The organism is Actinomycetota bacterium (assembly GCA_005888325.1).
GTDB lineage: Bacteria > Actinomycetota > Acidimicrobiia > Acidimicrobiales > AC-14 > AC-14.
This window is the reverse complement of sequence record VAWU01000015.1, coordinates 25,519-42,001: the sequence shown is the minus strand read 5'-3', so window position 1 is coordinate 42,001 and position 16,483 is coordinate 25,519. Positions and strand designations below refer to the sequence as shown.

Below are 16,483 nucleotides of genomic sequence, written 5' to 3'. Positions count from 1 at the left end.
TTCAGAACTGCACCGTCACGGGACCGCGCGAGGTGTCGTCGGCCTCGAAGTACTCGCGGGTCTTGAAGCCGAACATGCCGGCGAGGATGTTCGTCGGGAGGGTCTGGACCTTCGTGTTCAGCTTGAGGACGGTGTCGTTGTAGAACTGGCGGGCGTAGGAGATCCGGCCTTCCGTCGCGGTGAGCTCCTCCTGCAGCGCCAGGAAGTTCTGGTTCGCCTTCAGCTCGGGATAGGCCTCGGCCACGGCGAACAACGACTTCAAGGCGCCGGTGATCATGTTCTCGGCCTGCGCCTGCTCGGCGACGCCCTGGGCGTTCATGCCCTGCGTCCGCGCCTGCGTGACGGCCTCGAACGTCTGGCGCTCGTGCGCCGCGTAGCCCTTCACGGTGTTCACCAGGTTGGGGATGAGGTCGTAGCGGCGGCGCAACTGCACGTCGATCTGCGACCACGCGTCGTCGGTGCGGTTCCGGACGCGCACCAGCGAGTTGTAGGAGACGATCACGTAGAGGAGCAGCAGCACGAGGATCGCAAGCACGATCCACACGGCGATCATTGGGTCCTCCGATTCGAGGGACGGTGCGGGGGATACGGCCGCCTCATCATAGGATGCCCGCCCTCCGCTCCCCCGGCACGCTGGTGCCTGGCGCCGTTCTCGGCGTCAGCGCTTGCGAGCCCGGCCTGCGACCTCGGCGTAGAGCTCCAGGTAGCGCTCGGCCAGGCGGTCCATGGCGAACTCCGCGGCCCGGGCATCCGCCGCGACCGCGACCGTCTCGGCGAGCCGGCTGTCGGCCAGCACGCTTCGGAGCGCGTTCCCGAGCGCTTCGGGATCGCCGGGCGGCACGAGCACCGCGTCGACGCCGCTGCGGGCGACGTTGGAGTAGCCGGGCAGGTCACTGGCGACGATCGGCGCGTGCGCCGCCATGGCTTCCAGGAGCACCACGCCGAACGACTCACCGTAGAGGGACGGCGCGCAGAACACGTCGGCGCCGCGGAGCCGGCGCGCCTTCTCGTCGTCGTGGATCGCGCCGAGCCACTCGATGCGGTCGTCGCGGCGCGTGCGGGCCCGGAGGACGTCGGTCTCCGGGCCGTCGCCGCCCACCCAGAGTCGGACCTCCGGGGGGAGGCTCGACATCGCTTCGAGCAGCACCGACAAGCCCTTGCGTGGTTCGTGGCGACCCACGAAGAAGATCGTCGGGCCCTCCGTGGGCCACGGTGTCGCCTTGGCGAACCGCGCCACGTCGATGCCGTTGTGCACGAGCACGTACTCGCCACCGAGCGCATGTTGCGCCATGCACCGGGCGTCCTCGGAGACCGCGCACCGCAGGCTCAGCCGGCGGGCCGCGTACCGGGTGCCCGGCCGGAGCCACTTGTAGGCGGCGCTCCCCCCCGCGGCGTGGAAGGTGCCGACCATCGGCGCGGCGTCGAACAGGAGGGCGGTCATCGTGGGCCCGGGAACGAGCGGCTCGTGCAGGTGCACGACGTCGAACTGCTCGTCGCGCAGGGCGCGGATCGTCCGTAGGGCGCAGGCGGGGTCGGGCGCGATCGGAGCCATCGATCCGTTGGCGGCCAGAGGAACGCTGTTACCGAGGGGGGTGATGCCCACGTCGGGCGGCGCCCCGTCGCAGGGGCCGAGCACCCGGGTGGGGTGGCCGAGGGCACGCAGCGCCCGGGCCAAGGCGAGCACCTGGGTCTGCACCCCGCCGGGCAACGTGAGGCTGTAAGGGCACACCAGCGCGATGCGCATTGGCACGTCAGCCTACCTGGGCCGCTTCACAGGGGGGCCTTTCAAAAGGAACGGTGCCTCAATGGGGCAGCCACGCTTCGGGGTCGCGCGCCATGCGCGCGACCTTCGCGGGTAGGCGACCGGAGGCCACGTCCGCGACCGTGACCGCCTCGAGCACGGAGCGCAGGCTGGCCCGGACCGCGATCCACACCTCGACCAGGGCCTCGGTGACCCCGTGATACGCGGTCTGCTCCGGCCGGGTACCGCGCACGTTCGCGAGCGGCCCGTCGACCGCGCGGATGACGTCGGCCAGCGTCACCTCGTCGCCCGGGCGGGCCAGCCAGTAGCCGCCGACCGCGCCGCGCTGGCTGGAGACGATCCCCGCCTTCCGGAGGTCGCTCATGATGTTCTCGAGGAACTTGGTGGGGATGTCCTGGCTGCGCGCGAGCGCCTCGCCCTTCACCGGCGCATCGCTGTCGGTCGCAGCCAGGGCCACGGCCGCGCAGATCGCGTAGTCCGCCTTGGCCGAGATGTTCACGGGTCCATTGTGACCCGCACGACCCTCAGAGAAGCGACTCTCGCACCTCGAAGTGGGCGCGCAGCCGATCGCCGATCAGGTTCAGGCACAGCAGGGTGGAGAACATGGCGGCGATCGGCACGAACGCCATCAGCGGCGCTTCCCGCAGCGTGTTGCCCGACGAGCCAGCGACGATCATCTTCCCCCACGTGTTCGTCGATCCGGCGACGCTCAGCCCGAGGAACGCCAGCGACCCCTCCGCGACGATCGCCAGCGCGGTGCCCAGCAGTGCCAGGGCCGCCATCGGCACGAGGATGTTGGGCAGGATCTCGCGCACCATGATCCGCAGGCTCTTGGCGCCCAGGGCGCGGGCCGCGGTGACGAAGTCACGTTGCGAGTACGCCAACGTGTTGGCCCGCGCCAGGCGGCCGACGGGCGCGATGGCGAGGATGCCGATGGTCAGCAGGATCCACTGGAGCTTCTGACCGAGGAACGTGACGAGCAGGAGCGCGAGCACCACCGCGGGGAAGGCGAGGGAGATGTCGAAGATCGACATCACGAAGCGGTCGATCCTGCCGCGGTAGAAACCCGCGATCAGGCCGATCGTGCCGCCGATGGCCAGGCCGAACGCGACCGACACGAAACCGATGAGCAGCGAGACGCGGCCGCCCCAGATCGTGCGCGAGAGCAGGTCGCGTCCGCCGTCGTCGGTGCCCAACCAGTTGTGGTAGGTGAAGCCCCCGTTGCGAGGTCCGTGCAGCGTCTGGTTCGGGTCCGCGAGCGGGAGCAGCGGGGCCAGCGCGCACACGGCGACCACGACCACCACCCACGCGACCGCGGCCCAGAATCCGGGCCCGAGGCGTCGGCGGTCACGCACCGGCCGCTCCAGCGCACCGGGCGCCGGAAGCGTCGCGGCACCTGCGGGGGCCGCTGCCGCGGTTACGTCAGCCTGTACGGACACTTCGCACCCGGGGATCGAGGACGACGTAGAACGCGTCGACGAGGAAGTTGACGACGACGTAGGTCGTGGCGATGAGGAGCACCACGGACTGCACGACGAGGTAGTCCTTGCGGAAGACGGCGTCGACCACCGCCTTGCCGACACCCGGTATCGAGAAGATGTTCTCGACGACGAGCGCGCCTCCCAGCAGCGCGCCCACCTGCAGCCCCACGACGGTCACGAGCGAGAAGCTCGACGGTCGCAGCGCGTGACGCACGAGGATGCGCCAGCTGGGCAGGCCCTTGGCCCGGGCGGTGGTGATGAAGTCGTCTTGCAGCGTCTTGATGAGGTCGGTGCGCAGGAGGCGCATGTAGGTTGCCGCCGCCGGCAGGGCGAGCGTGAGCGCAGGCAGGAACATCGAGTGCACGCGATCGAAGAGGGTGTCGTCGAGATAGCGCGCGGGGAACGCCTGGGTGCGCACGGCCAGGAAGTACAGGAGGAGCACGCCGAGGGCGAAGTTCGGCACCGATATCAACGCGAACGACGCGGTCGTCGACGATCGATCGAACCAGCTCTCCGCCTTGTAGGCGCTCCACACCGCGATCGGCAGCGCCAGCACGAGGGCCAGCACCTGCGCGTAGCCCATCAGAAACAGCGACACCGGGATGCGTTTGCCCAGGATGGAGCTCACGCTCTCGCGGCTGTTGTAGGAGCGCCCGAGGTCGCCGTGCAGCGCGTCGCCCAGCCACCGCACGTACCGGGTCGGAATGGGGTCGTCGAGGCGCAGGTCCGCGCGCGCTTGCGCCCGCACCTGCGGGTCCGCGTACAGGGGGCCGAGGATCGACTTCAGCGGGTCGCCGAGCAGGTTCAGCGAAAGGAACGTGAGCAGGGTGACTGCGAAGAGGACCACGACCAGCTGGCGGACCCTGCGCAGCACGACGCGCCTACCGGTCGAGCCACATCTGGCCGACGTTGTGCGACCCGATGCTCGAGAGCCGGGTGCGCCCGCCCCCGGGGAACTTGCCCTCGACCACGTCGCCCACGTCGGACTTGGCCGCGATCTGCCAGATCGTGTGGCTGAGGAAGATGTAGATGTAGTCGTGGTTGATGTTCTGGGCGATCCGCTTCCAAGCGTTCACGATCTCGGCCTCGTCGGTGCTCTTGCGTTGCGCCTCGAGTGCGGCCTGGGTGTCGGGGTTGCAGTTCCGGGGCCAGTTGATCCCGAGCGCGCCCGGCTTGCCGACGTTGCGGCAGTCGAGCCAGACGAACTCACCCTCGGGATCGTCGCTGCCGAACTGCCGCCAGGTGACGACCTGATACTGGCCGAACGCCACCTGGATGATGTAGTCGTCCTGCAACACTTGCGACGACTTGATGTCGAACACCTGCTTCCAACCGTTGGTCAAGGTGTCGGCGACCAACTGGTTCGTGGCGCTCGGTCCGGTGTACTTGAACTCCATCTTGATCTTGCCGCCCTGGCACATGGCCGGCTTTTCCGCGCAGTACTCGGCGGCGAGCTTCTTCGCGCCCTCCGGATCGTCGGCCTCCTGCTTCACGTTCGGGTTGTTGTACTTGCTCTGCTTGATGAACATGCTGTCGGCGGGAGTGAGGATGCCCTGCCCGATGATCTCGAGGTAGTCCTTCTTCGGGGTGGCCAAGGTGAGGGCTTTGCGCACACGGATGTCGTCGAAGGGCGGGGACTGCGAGTTGATCATGACGAAGCCCTCTTCGCCGGTCGAGTTCTCGAAGCGGTTGATGCCCTTCTCGCCGCGCAGCTGCTTGACGGTCTGGGGGTCGCTCGTGTGCATCGCGTCGAGCTCTCCCGCGAGGAGCTGGTCGGCCCGACGGGCGGAATCGGTCTGGATGACGAACTCGATGCCGTCGAGGTAGACGGGACCGTTCCAATAGTCGTCGTTGCGCACGAACTTGGTGCTCTGGTCCTGCGTGCGGCTCTGGAACTTGAAGGGCCCGGTTCCAACCGGCTTCTGATTCAGGTCGGGGTTGGCCTTCGCCTCCCTCAACCACTTCGGCGAGGCGACGAAGCCCAGCTGGCTCGTCAGGTACAACGGGAAGCGCGTGATGGGCCCCGAGAGGTTGATGCGCGCGGTCAGGTTGTCGACGATCTCGACCTGGTTGGTCGGGGCGAGGATCGGCCTCGCCGCGTTGCTGATCAGCGGGTCGGCCAGCACCGCATCCGTGCCGGCTTTGATCGCCTCGGACGTGAGCGGGGTGCCGTCGTGGAACTTGATGTTCGGACGGAGCTTGACGGTCCACGAAGTGTACGCCGCGTTCGGCGTGATCGACTCCGCGAGATACGGCCTCACCTCGCCGGTGCTGTCGCGCTCGGCGAGCGGGTCGAAGACGGCGCCGCCCATCATGTACGCGGAGACGGCGAACCGGTTCGTCGTGGGGTTGAGCCCGTCGGTCTCGGCCTCCAGGCCGTACCGCAGCGTTCCACCCCGCTTGGGCGGGCCCTTCGGGCCCGCACCATCGGTGGTGGCGCCGGGCTTGGCGGTCTTGGTGTCGCTGCTGCTCGAGCACGAGGCCGCCACGAGCATCAGGCCGATCGCGACCACCACGGTCATGCGCCCCAGTCGCCCACGACGGTTCATGCGCCCTCCCCTTGCCTTTGGACGATCCGTGACCGGCGTCACACATCGCCCGCGCAGGTTACCCAAAGCGTCACGGCGGCTGCCCCTCGCGTCGGCCCGACCCGGCCCGGGCGTGGTCGAGCAGTCGAGACGACCGACCCCCACCCGCCCGCGGAACTACGACTTCACGCCCATGCCGATCAGGCCGAGGTAACCGTCGCCGTCCTTCGACACCGTCAGGATCGTCTGGTCGCTGAAGATGCTGTCGTCGTCGTTGAAGGTGTCACGACCCGGGTGCGCCGTGTAGGGCGCGGAGGCGAACACGGTGCCGTTCAGCGCGTCGTCGAAGTACAGCTGCGTCGTCAAGACCTCGCGGCTGGAGATGAAGACCTTGGCGTGGATGTGCACCGTCCGCCCCCGATACCAGCCCGGGTAGATGGTGGTGATCTCGGCGATGCCGTCCGCGTTCGTGACCTGCGCGCCGCGGAGATAGCGCTTTGCATCGGTCGTCGTCGCGCGACCTCCCTGCGGGCCGCCGGGGCCTCCCCCGCCTCCGGTCGACGCCGCTTCGAAACCCGAGTAGAGCCCCGCCGCGTCGCAATGCCAGATCTCGAAGACGGCGTCTCTGACGGGCGTGCAACCGTCGGAGGCCAGGATGCGGGCGGCGACCCGCAGCTTCCGCCCCTCACGGTCCTCGCGGATGTCGCTGCGGATCTTGTCCACGTCGATGTAGTACGGGCCCTCGATCGCGACGGGCGTCACCGTGCACCGGGCGGCATCGTCGAACATGTCCGGCCTGACGGCACCGGTCGTGCCGGTCGTGCCGGTCGTACGGCCGACGTCGGTCGAGGTCGCCTTCGACGGCACGACCGTGCTCGACGAGGCGTCGTCCTTCGAGCCCCCACACGCGGCGAGCACGACGCCGGCGCCGGCGGCACCGAGCAGGCCCAGCGCGCGTCGACGATGGATCGGCTGGAGCGGCATCTCGTTCTCCTCCTGCTCGTTGTCCGTGACCGTGGACGGCCCGGGCGAACACACAAGGTTGCCGCACCGTGATGCCCAGCATGGTCCCGCGCATGCGTCAGGCCGAGCGCGTACTAGAACAGGGGTGTGACCATTCGTCTCGCCGTCGCGCGTCTGACGGCGCCGGCAGCGTTGACGGTCATCCTGCTCGCGGCTCCGGCCTCGGCGGCTGCCCGCTCGCGTCCGCACGCCTCGACCGCGAGGGCAACCCGATCACGGGTTGCGCCGGCCCGGCGTCCGGGACGTGCGAAGGCGGCCGCGCCCGCTGCCTCACCTGTTCAGAGCGCGCCGATCGCGACTTCGGGCCATGGCAGCTCGTCGTCGACGACCGAGAAGCTCGTGGTCGGTAGCACGCTCTTGATCGCGGCCGGCTTGCTCTTCCGGGAGCTCACGGACTTCTGACGCCGATCCTGGCCGATCCCGTCGGGGCCCGACGACAGCGGCCTACTCGAGGTCGCTGGGCCAGTTGGGCTGGAAGATGTGCCACTGCTCGGGCGCGCGCCGCACGAGGACCTCGATCTCGTGGGCCAGCGCCTGCGTCACCCGGCCGACGTCGTAACGCATGCGCCCCGTGCGCGCGAGCGACACAGGCGGGCGCACGAAGGCGTGGTGGCCGTCGTGGCCGTCGAAGTAGACGGCGGCCGGCAGCAGCGCCGCGCCCGTGCGCAGCGCGAGCGTCGCGGGGCCGCCCGGGAGCGTGGTGCGCTCTCCGAAGAGGTCGACCTCGACGCCTCCGCCGGCGACGTCACGGTCACACATGAGCAGCGCGATGTGATTGGCCTTGAGCGCGCGGAGGACCGCCGTGCCCGCCTCCGGGCCGAGGCGCACGATCTCGATGCCCACCGCGCGTCGAACGCCCGCGAACCATTCGAACAGCTCCGGCGGCTGGAGGTCTTCGGCGACCGCGAGCAACGGCGTGCCTCGCCGTGCCAACCAGGCGCCGCCGAAGTCCCAGTTCCCGAGGTGGGTGATGGCGACGATCACGCCCTTCCCGTGGCCCAGCGCGTCGTCGAGGTACGTCATCCCCTCGCTCGACACGTGCGCGTCGATGTACTCGGGCGAGTACCGGGTCAGTCGGAACGCCTCCATCCAGTAGCGGGCGTAGGAGTCGAACGCCCGCTGCACCTCGCGGCGCAGGGCCCGCTCGTCGAGCGTGCCGCCGTGCACCCGCTGGAGGTGGCGGCCGATCATGCGGTGCCGCTGGCGCATGGTGCGCGCGAGCGTCTTGCCGAGCACCCAGGCCGCGCCCGACGCGACGCGCGCGGGCATCGCCTCCGCGATCGCGCCCGCGGTGCGGTACGCGTAGTAGGGGGTTCGCTCGCGCCAGGCGGTCAGGGACGCGTGTGGGCCCGCCGTCTCCACGCCGACGGCACGCGCGGACGATCGGCCCGGGGCAGGCGACGCCGGCGCCAGTCGCCCGTGCTCGCGACGCCGGCCACCGGCCGCCAGCTCCGCCACCGGCCGACCGGGCGTTTGACCTTGGGGGGTGCCGACGCCTGCCGCCAGACCTTGACGAAGCGTTGGACCGCGGTGATCAGGGTGAGCACGAGCATGACCCACAGCACCGGAACGAGCAGGACGCTGAACGCGAGCCCGAAGGCGAGGACGATGATCCGCTCCGCACGTTCCATCAGGCCGCCGCGTGCGTCGAGACCCAGCGACTCGGCCTTGGCCCGCTGGTAAGAGATCAGCGACGACGACGCGAGCACCGCCACCGCGAGGACGACGATGCGACTGCCGGGTCGCGAGGTGGCGAGGTACCACGCCACGCCCCCGAGCACGAGGCTGTCGGTGACACGGTCGGCGACCGAGTCGAAGAAGGCGCCGCGAACCGACGCGGTGCCGGAGGCCTTCGCGACCGCGCCGTCGAGCAGATCGGGGAGCGCGGCGGCGACGAGCAACACGACTCCCAGCCCGAGCCACCCGGCGCCGATCGTGACGGCTGCCGCCCCCGCCAGCACGAGACCGGCGGCGGTGAGGTGATCGGCGCTGATGCCGGTGCGACGGAGGTTCGTGCCGACAGGCACGAGGCCTTGTTCGACGCGCGTCCGCCAGCGTCCGTCGAACATCGGAGCTCCCTGTTCGTACTGGCTGTCGATTGCGGTTGTGTTGGCTGCTCCACGCTACAGGACACCCCACTAATCTGGCGACATTCCGTCCCCAATCCTCCAACGTGAGCGAGGCGCCCGGTGAAGAGCTTTCCCCCGGCCAGGATCCGTAACGTCGCCCTCGTCGGGCACGGCGGAGCCGGCAAGACCACCCTGGCGGAGGCGCTGCTCTACTGCTCGGGCGCGATCAACCGTCAGGGCCGGGTGGAGGACGGCACGACGACGACCGATTTCGATCCCGAGGAGGTCAAGCGCGGGATCTCGCTGTCATTGGCCCTCGCTCCGTTCGAGCACGACGGCTACAAGATCAACCTGCTCGACACCCCGGGCTACGCCGACTTCGTCGGCGACGTCCACGCCGCGCTGCGCGTCGCGGACCTCGCGGTCTTCGTCGTGAGCGCAGTGGAGGGCGTCGAGGTCCAGACGGAGGCGGCGTGGCGCATCGCCGCCCAGCTCGACGTGCCCCGCATGATCTTCGTCAACAAGCTCGACCGCGAGCGCGCGAGCTTCGAGCGCACGCTCGACGAGCTGCGCGAGAAGTTCGGCGCAGGGGTGGCGCCCCTCGAGCTGCCGATCGGCGAGGAGCTCTCGTTCCGGGGCGTCGCCGACCTCCTCACCGACACCGCCTACTTCTACGAGGGAGGGCCCGACGCGAAGGGAAGGGCCACGCCCGGCACCATCCCCGATGACATGGCCGACCGTGAGCACACCGTGCACGACAACCTGGTCGAGGGGATCGTCGTGGCGGACGACGACCTGATGGAGCGCTATCTCGAGGGCGAGACGATCTCGCCGAAGGAGCTGGAGGACACGCTGGCCCTCGGTGTCGACCAGGCCTCCGTCTTCCCTGTCGTGTGCGGCTCGGCGGTCAAGCTGGTCGGCATCGACCGGCTCGCCCAGTTCATCTGTGAGATCGGGCCCTCGGCGCAGAGGCGCCCCCCGGTCAAGGTGCGGGCCGGCGACGGCGAGACCGAGATCGCGAGCGACCCGGACGGCCCGGCCCTGGCCTTCGTGTTCAAGACGGTCGCGGATCCCTACGTCGGCAAGGTGACGTTCTTCAAGACGCTCTCGGGCACGGTGCGGCCGGACGCGCAGCTCACCAACCCGCGCACCCACGCCGACGAGCGCCTGCACGGCCTGTTCACGATGCGCGGCAAGGAGCAGGACACCCTCTCCGAGGTTCCCGCCGGCGACATCGGCGCGGTCGCCAAGCTGTCCGACACGGGCACGGGCGACACGCTCGCCCCCAAGGGCACACCCGTCGTGGTGCCCACCATCCAGGCGCTCGAGCCCGCGCTGTCGATCGCCATCGTCCCCCGGTCCAAGGGCGACGAGGACAAGCTCATGATCGGTCTCCACCGCCTTCAGGACGAGGACCCGGCGCTGCGGGTGAGCCGCAACGACGAGACGAAGCAGACCCTGCTCTCGGGGATGGGCGAGACCCATCTCTCGATCGTCACCGAACGGCTGGCGCGCAAGTTCGGTGTGGAGGTGAACACCGAGGAGGTGCGCGTCCCCTACCGCGAGACGATCACCGCGCAGGCCGAGGCCGAGGGCAAGTACAAGAAGCAGACGGGCGGTCACGGCCAGTTCGGGGTCGCGTTCCTGCGGGTGGAGCCGCTCGACCGCGGCGCCGGCTTCGAGTTCGTCGACAAGATCGTCGGTGGCTCGATCCCTCGCCAGTTCATCCCCGCGGTCGAGAAGGGCATCGCCGAGGCCATGGCGACGGGCGGTGTCTTCGGGTTCCCGGTGGTCGACGTGCGGGTCACGTGCTTCGACGGCAAGTACCACCCGGTGGACTCCTCGGAGATGAGCTTCAAGATGGCGGGCTCGCTCGGGTTCCGGGAGGCGATGGCGAAGGCCAGCCCGGTGCTGCTCGAGCCGATATCGATGCTCGAGGTCGTCGTCCCCGTGGCCCACCAGGGCGACGTCATGGGCGACCTCAACGCCCGTCGCGGGCGCGTGCAAGGGACCGAGTCGGCCGGCACCGGCGAGCAGATCATCACCGCCCTGGTCCCCACCTCCGAGGTCATGCGCTACGCGATCGACCTCCGCTCGCTCACGGGCGGCCGCGGCCGGTTCACCCTGGAGCACGACCACTACGACCTCCTGCCGTCCCACCTCACCGACCGGGTGACGAAAGCCATGGCCGAGAGCGCCAAGTAATCGGGCGCGGGCTGGTAGGTGAGCGTGTCCGCCTGCGAGGAGTGCGGCTTCGACGCCGAGTCCCTGTCCCCCGCCGACGCGACCACGTCACTGCGGAGCTTCGCCCGGCGCTATCGCGCCCCGCTCACCCGTTTCCTCCCGGCCGAGGACGGTGACGCGATCGTGCGACAGCGACCCGAGCCCTCGACCTGGTCGGCGCTGGAGTACGCGTGCCACGTGCGCGACGTGTTCGACGTCTACGCGGTGCGGGTGGAGCGGACGTTGGTGGAGGACACACCGACGTTCGAGTCGATGGACCGCGACGGACGCGCAGAGCGCGACCATTACAACGAGCAGGACCCGGGCGCGGTGGCCGACCAACTGGCGTCCAACGCGGAGCGGCTCGCGGGTCTGCTCGACGGTGTCGACGCCGGCGACTGGGAGCGCACTGCGGTCAATCCCTACCCCGAGCCGGCACCGCGCACCCTGCTGTGGATGGCGCGCAATGCGGTGCACGAGGGCAGCCACCACCTCCTCGACATCGGCCGCGTCCTGCGATCGGTGCGCGGCAAGTGAGCCAGCCGTGAGCGGCTACGTCTGCCCTGAGTGCGGGCTCGACTACGACACGATCTCGCCGTCAGACGCGGTCGCTGCGGTGCGCTCCTTCCCCCGGCGCTACCGCGAGAAGCTCCTCGGGTTCACCGACGACACCGCCGACGATCTCGACGCGGTCGTGCGGCGCCGGCCCGAGCCGTCCGTCTGGTCTGCGCTCGAGTACACCGCGCACGTCCGCGACATGCTCGAGTGGATGGCCGACGCGATCCGGCGCATGAACCACGAGCGTGAGCCCACCGTCGACTGGTTCGACCCCGACAAGCGCGCGCTCGCCGATCGTTACAACGACCAGGACCCGGTTCGCGTCCTCGACGGGCTGACGGCCGCCGCCGACCGGCTGGCGGTCGTGCTGCGCGACGTCGACGCGGGCGACTGGGGCCGGCTCGGCGACTTCCCGTGGGGCAGTCGCGACATGCTCACGATGGCGCGCAACGCGGTCCACGAGGGCGCTCACCACCTGCGAGACGTCGACCGCGTCCTCCGGGCCGTCGTCGGCCACCCCCCGCCCCCCGCGTGAGTCAGCCTCCGCTGAGCGCGACCCAGTCCTCGGGGTTGTCCTCCACGAAGTGGCCGACGACGCGTCCGTCGACGGCATCGACGACGACATAGCCCCGCTGCTCGGGCGGGTCCTCCGCCGAGTACAGGAGGATGCGCCACGTCGGGCGACTGCGCATGCCGCGCCAACCGAGCTGCGCCGAGGCGTGGCCCACGGGGAAACCCACCTCGCGCACGGCAGCCACCAGCGCGTCGGTGTCGCGCACGGCCAGCGGCCACGCGGTGGCCACGTGGTAGCAGCCGATGAGCAGCAGCGCGACCCCCGCGACGAGCGTGCCGTGGTTGACGAGGACACGGTCGTCGCCACGGTGGGTCGCCCAGAGGGCGAGGCACCCTACGGCAAGCGTCAGGTAGATGATTCCCGGGATCCGCCGGCGGCGGATGTCGGGGAAGGTGTACTGGCCGACATAGCCGCTGACGTCGAGGTCGGCCGGCAGCTCGTCGCGATGCTCGTCGCTCATGACCGGGGCCACACCTTCCCCAGGCGCGCGTACGTGGCGGGCAGGGACTCGGGCAGCACGCGCGCTTCCGCGAGCGAGGTCATGAAGTTCGTGTCGCCTTCCCACCTGGGCAGGCAGTGCACATGGAAGTGGCCCGGCACGCCTGCGCCGGCGGCCCGACCCAGGTTGGCGCCGACGTTCAAGCCGTGGGGCGAATACGCGGTCTTCAGCGCGCGCACGGCGACCGCAAGCAACCCCCACAGCGCACTCGCCTCGTCCGCCCGCACGTCCTCGAGCTCGGCCACGTGCCGAACGGGCAGCACCATGAGGTGGCCGCTCGTGTAGGGAAAGGCGTTCAGCACCGCCGCGCAGGTGTCGTCGCGCCACAGCAGGTACGTCTGCTCCGGGGGCTCCTCACTGGCGAGGATGCGACAGAACACGCAGCCGCGATCCGCCTCCGCGCCGGACGCCGAGCCCACGTAGTCGCTGCGCCATCCGGCCCACAGCCGTTCGAGCGTCACCGCCGTTCGCGCGTCACAGTCGTTTCGCGCGTCACGAGCATCAGGCGCGGGCGAGGACGTCGGCTCGCAGGCGTTCGACGAACTCGTCGACCGCGACCCCGCGCTCGACGTCGCGGTCGCGGGCATTGACACCGACGGTGCCGCCGGCGACGTCGTCGTCGCCCACCACGAGGACGTACGGGACCTTCTCGACCTTCGCCTTGCGGATGCGCGGCTGGAGCTTCTCGGACGCCGGCACCATGTCGGCTCGAAAGCCCTCGGCCATCAAACGGTCGACGATGCGGAACGCGTAGCTGTCGTGGTCGTCGCGCACGGGCAGCACCCGGGCCTGGACGGGTGCGAGCCAGACGGGGAACGCGCCGGCGTAGTGCTCCACGAGGATGCCGAAGAAGCGCTCGATCGAGCCGAAGAGCGCGCGGTGGATCATGATCGGCGAGTGGCGGGCGTTGTCCTCGCCGGAGTAGGTGATGCCGAAGCGCTTCCCCATCTGGAAGTCGACCTGCAGCGTGGACAGCTGCCACCTGCGCCCGATCGCGTCGCGGACGTGCACGTCGATCTTCGGACCGTAGAACGCGCCCTCTCCGTCAGCGACCTCATAGGCGAGACCCGACGACTCGATGGTCTCGAAGAGCGCGGCCGTCGCGAGCTGCCAGTCGTCGTCGCTCCCCACCGACTTGGCGGCAGGTCGGGTGGAGATCTCGGCCTCGAAGTCGTCGAAGCCGAACGTGCGAAGGAGTCGGAGCACGAACTCCAGCAGCGACTTCAGCTCGGGCACGATCTGCTCGGGGGTGCAGAAGATGTGGCTGTCGTCCTGGGTCATGCCCCGCACACGCAGCAGGCCGTGCAGCACGCCCGAGCGCTCGAAGCGGTACACGGTGCCGAGCTCGAAGAGCCGCAGCGGCAGGTCGCGGTAGGACCGAAGGCTGCTCCGGTAGATGAGCAGGTGGAAGGGGCAGTTCATCGGCTTCGGGTAGTAGCTCGCCCCCTCCATCTCCATCGGGGGGTACATGTTCTCCGCGTAGAAGCCGAGGTGCCCGCTCGTCTCCCACAACAGCGACTTCGCGATGTGCGGTGAGAAGACCAGCTGGTAGCCGGCCGCCTCGTGCTCGGCACGCGAGTAGTCCTCCATCAGCTTGCGCACCATCGCGCCTTTGGGGTGCCAGACGGCGAGCCCGGGCCCGAGCTCCTCCGGGAACGAGAAGAGGTCGAGCTCCGCGCCGAGCTTGCGGTGGTCGCGCCGTTCCGCCTCGGCCAGCCGGTGCAGGTGGTCGTCGAGCGCCTTCTGCGACTCCCACGCGGTGCCGTAGATGCGCTGCAGCTGCGGTCGCTTCTCGTCGCCGCGCCAGTAGGCGCCGGCGACGCGCATGAGCTTGAACGCGCCGAGCCGTCCGGTGTCGGGCACGTGGGGGCCCCGGCAGAGGTCGACGAACGTGGGCGAGTTGCGGTACGCGCTCACCACCCCGTCGCCGGCTCCCTCCGACGTCGCCAGGTCGTCGCCGGCCGCGTCGATCCCCTCGATGATCTCTCGCTTGTAGGGCTGGTCCGCGAACAGGGCGAGGCCCTCGTCGCGGCTGTGCTCCTCGCGCTCGAAGGGCTGCCTTTCGGCCACGATCTCGCGCATGCGTGCCTCGATGCGCTCGAGGTCGTCGTCGCTGAACCGCGCGTCGTCGGGCAGGTCGAAGTCGTAATAGAAGCCGTCCTCGATGGAGGGGCCGATCGCGAACTTCGCTCCCGGCCAGAGGTCGAGGACGGCCTGGGCCATCACGTGCGCGGTCGAGTGGCGGAGGACGGCGCGTCCCTCGTCGGTGTCGGCCGTGATGATGGCCACTGTCGCCCCGTCGGGAAGCGGACGGTTGAGATCGTGCGGCCGGTCGTCGACGATCGCCGCGACCGCGGCCTTCGCGAGCCCTCGGCCGATCGACGCGGCCAAGTCGGCTGCCGTGCTGCCACCGGGCAGCGTGCGTGCGGAGCCGTCGGGGAGGGTGACGGTGATCCCGCCGCTGGTGCTGGCCATCGCCGGGCGATGGTACCGGCGCTCAGCGCGCGGCCCACTCCTTTTCGAGCTGCGCAGTGTCGAGGCCGGCAACCCGCGTCAGCGCCTGGTCGACCTGCAGCTCCTCGCTACCAGGCACCACCTTCTCCGCGCCCAACGTGCGGATGAGCTCGGCCGGAGCCCCCACACCCCGACGGGCGGCGAGGAACGACATCACCGAACGGCTCTCCGCGTAGCTCAGGTTGATCGCGTCGCGGCCGCCCACCGTGAACTCGTAGTCGAGCGGAAGATGGCCGTCGCTCCCCGCAGGATCGCGCTCGTCGGTACGGCGGCCGAGCGCCACCCAGTCGGCCACGCCCTCGTGCACCCACGACGGGATCGACGGCCCCGCGATGGGCGCGACCGCGACGTGGTCGAGCTCGTGGGTGAGCGTGCGGACCTGGTCGTCGCGGCCGTAGCGGCTGAGGTTGCGGTCCTGGATGTAGATGCGCGGGGCGGTCGCCTCCCAGTCGCGGTCGCGGACCGCGCCGTACGCGACGAACGCGACGAAGTTGTCGAGGTCGAACGTCGACTGCAGGATGAGCCCCAGCTCGTCGACCGAGGCGGGCAGGATCAACGGCACGCGGTGCGACCAGGGCTCGGTCCACCGCTGGTCGAGCCTGGCGATGGCCTCCTCGGCGACGGCGGCCAGGTTGCGCGCCCGTCCCGCGTCGGGCGGATGGCTGAGCACCAGGAAATGGGCCGTGCGTTGCACCGCGACCGGTCCCTGGTCCCACAGGCCGCGGAAGCCGTCGACGCCCAGCGGTGCCAGGTCCGCGTCGGCCGCCACGTACCAACGGTCGCCACGACGCACGAACGTGAGGAACAGCGACTCGACATCGTCGCGGTCGTCGTAGTCCACGAAGCGCATCCGCATGCGGGTCTCGGGCAGGAACGTCGGCGCGCCGCCGTAGCGCGGGGAGAGGTCGGCGCCGAGGTCACCCGTGTCGTCGAGCCGGGCGGTGAGGGAGAACGACGCGAGCGGGAGCGACCGCAAACCGTCGAACGACGACGCCTGCGCGAGCCGGAACCCAGCGGGCGCGACCGGGTCGACGGTGGCGAGGAACCCCTCACGGTCGCCGCGCCGGACCGCGTCGACCCTCGCGTCGAGGACGCGCTGCACCTCGGCCAGCGCGGCGGGCGGGGCAGGCGCCGTCGTCGACGACGGCGCGGCAGCGTGGGCGGCGAGAGTCGCGGCCGCGACGCTCAGGCCCAGGAGGACGCGCCCCGGTGCGTTCATGCCTCCATGGTGGACCGTTTCGGGTGCCGCGGC

Annotated in this window: 16 protein-coding genes; 3 read left to right on the top strand and 13 right to left on the bottom strand. The window is 70.1% G+C overall.

Going from position 1 to position 16,483, the window contains the following annotated elements; translation table 11 throughout:
- Window position 1: 1 nt before the first annotated feature.
- From E6G06_03535 to E6G06_03495, 9 genes are all read right to left on the bottom strand, one after another.
- Window positions 2-553, bottom strand: a complete 552-nt coding sequence (locus E6G06_03535) for a LemA family protein (GenBank protein ID TML93130.1) — start codon at window positions 551-553, stop codon at window positions 2-4.
- A gap of 105 nt (window positions 554-658) precedes the next feature.
- Window positions 659-1,744: a glycosyltransferase family 4 protein gene (locus E6G06_03530; GenBank protein TML93129.1), complete on the bottom strand. Its 1,086-nt coding sequence runs from the start codon at window positions 1,742-1,744 to the stop codon at window positions 659-661.
- Window positions 1,745-1,802: 58 nt separating this feature from the next.
- Window positions 1,803-2,261 (bottom strand): Rrf2 family transcriptional regulator, encoded by a 459-nt coding sequence (locus E6G06_03525; GenBank protein ID TML93128.1) that lies wholly within the window; start codon window positions 2,259-2,261, stop codon window positions 1,803-1,805.
- Between the two features lie 25 nt (window positions 2,262-2,286).
- Window positions 2,287-3,345, bottom strand: a complete 1,059-nt coding sequence (locus E6G06_03520; GenBank protein ID TML93127.1) for an ABC transporter permease — start codon at window positions 3,343-3,345, stop codon at window positions 2,287-2,289.
- The gene (locus E6G06_03515) at window positions 3,185-4,117 is read right to left on the bottom strand and encodes an ABC transporter permease (protein TML93126.1); all 933 of its coding nucleotides are present in this window, start codon (window positions 4,115-4,117) and stop codon (window positions 3,185-3,187) included. Before E6G06_03515 ends, E6G06_03520 begins: the two co-directional genes overlap by 161 nt.
- Window positions 4,118-4,124: 7 nt before the next feature.
- Window positions 4,125-5,792 (bottom strand): ABC transporter substrate-binding protein, encoded by a 1,668-nt coding sequence (locus E6G06_03510; protein TML93125.1) that lies wholly within the window; start codon window positions 5,790-5,792, stop codon window positions 4,125-4,127.
- Window positions 5,793-5,948: 156 nt separating this feature from the next.
- Window positions 5,949-6,755: a protocatechuate dioxygenase gene (locus E6G06_03505; GenBank protein ID TML93124.1), complete on the bottom strand. Its 807-nt coding sequence runs from the start codon at window positions 6,753-6,755 to the stop codon at window positions 5,949-5,951.
- Window positions 6,756-7,238: 483 nt separating this feature from the next.
- Window positions 7,239-8,558 carry a phosphatidylinositol mannoside acyltransferase gene (locus tag E6G06_03500; GenBank protein TML93123.1) on the bottom strand — a complete coding sequence of 440 codons (1,320 nt, stop codon included), beginning with the start codon at window positions 8,556-8,558 and terminating at the stop codon, window positions 7,239-7,241.
- A complete protein-coding gene (locus E6G06_03495; GenBank protein TML93122.1) occupies window positions 8,126-8,863 on the bottom strand; it encodes a CDP-alcohol phosphatidyltransferase family protein in 738 nt (245 codons plus the stop codon). Before E6G06_03495 ends, E6G06_03500 begins: the two co-directional genes overlap by 433 nt.
- A gap of 120 nt (window positions 8,864-8,983) precedes the next feature.
- Here E6G06_03495 and fusA point away from each other — a divergent pair, with 120 nt between their 5' ends.
- The 3 genes from fusA to E6G06_03480 are packed head-to-tail and all read left to right on the top strand — an operon-like array spanning window position 8,984 to window position 12,179.
- Window positions 8,984-11,068, top strand: a complete 2,085-nt coding sequence (gene fusA / locus E6G06_03490) for an elongation factor G (protein ID TML93121.1) — start codon at window positions 8,984-8,986, stop codon at window positions 11,066-11,068.
- An 18-nt stretch (window positions 11,069-11,086) separates the two neighbouring features.
- Window positions 11,087-11,623, top strand: coding sequence for a DinB family protein (locus E6G06_03485; protein ID TML93120.1), 537 nt, complete (start codon window positions 11,087-11,089; stop codon window positions 11,621-11,623).
- Window positions 11,553-12,179 carry a DinB family protein gene (locus tag E6G06_03480; protein TML93119.1) on the top strand — a complete coding sequence of 209 codons (627 nt, stop codon included), beginning with the start codon at window positions 11,553-11,555 and terminating at the stop codon, window positions 12,177-12,179. The genes E6G06_03485 and E6G06_03480 overlap by 71 nt, the downstream gene beginning before the upstream one ends.
- 1 nt (window position 12,180) lies before the next feature.
- Here E6G06_03480 and E6G06_03475 read toward each other — a convergent pair whose 3' ends face one another.
- The 4 genes from E6G06_03475 to E6G06_03460 are packed head-to-tail and all read right to left on the bottom strand — an operon-like array spanning window position 12,181 to window position 16,450.
- Complete coding sequence (locus E6G06_03475) at window positions 12,181-12,678, bottom strand: hypothetical protein (GenBank protein TML93118.1); 498 nt, start codon at window positions 12,676-12,678, stop codon at window positions 12,181-12,183.
- On the bottom strand, window positions 12,675-13,304 hold the full coding sequence (locus E6G06_03470; protein ID TML93117.1) for an HIT domain-containing protein: 630 nt from the start codon (window positions 13,302-13,304) through the stop codon (window positions 12,675-12,677). Before E6G06_03470 ends, E6G06_03475 begins: the two co-directional genes overlap by 4 nt.
- Window positions 13,219-15,192, bottom strand: coding sequence for a threonine--tRNA ligase (thrS, locus tag E6G06_03465; GenBank protein ID TML93116.1), 1,974 nt, complete (start codon window positions 15,190-15,192; stop codon window positions 13,219-13,221). Before thrS ends, E6G06_03470 begins: the two co-directional genes overlap by 86 nt.
- A gap of 22 nt (window positions 15,193-15,214) precedes the next feature.
- Window positions 15,215-16,450, bottom strand: a complete 1,236-nt coding sequence (locus E6G06_03460) for a hypothetical protein (GenBank protein TML93115.1) — start codon at window positions 16,448-16,450, stop codon at window positions 15,215-15,217.
- Window positions 16,451-16,483: the final 33 nt, after the last annotated feature.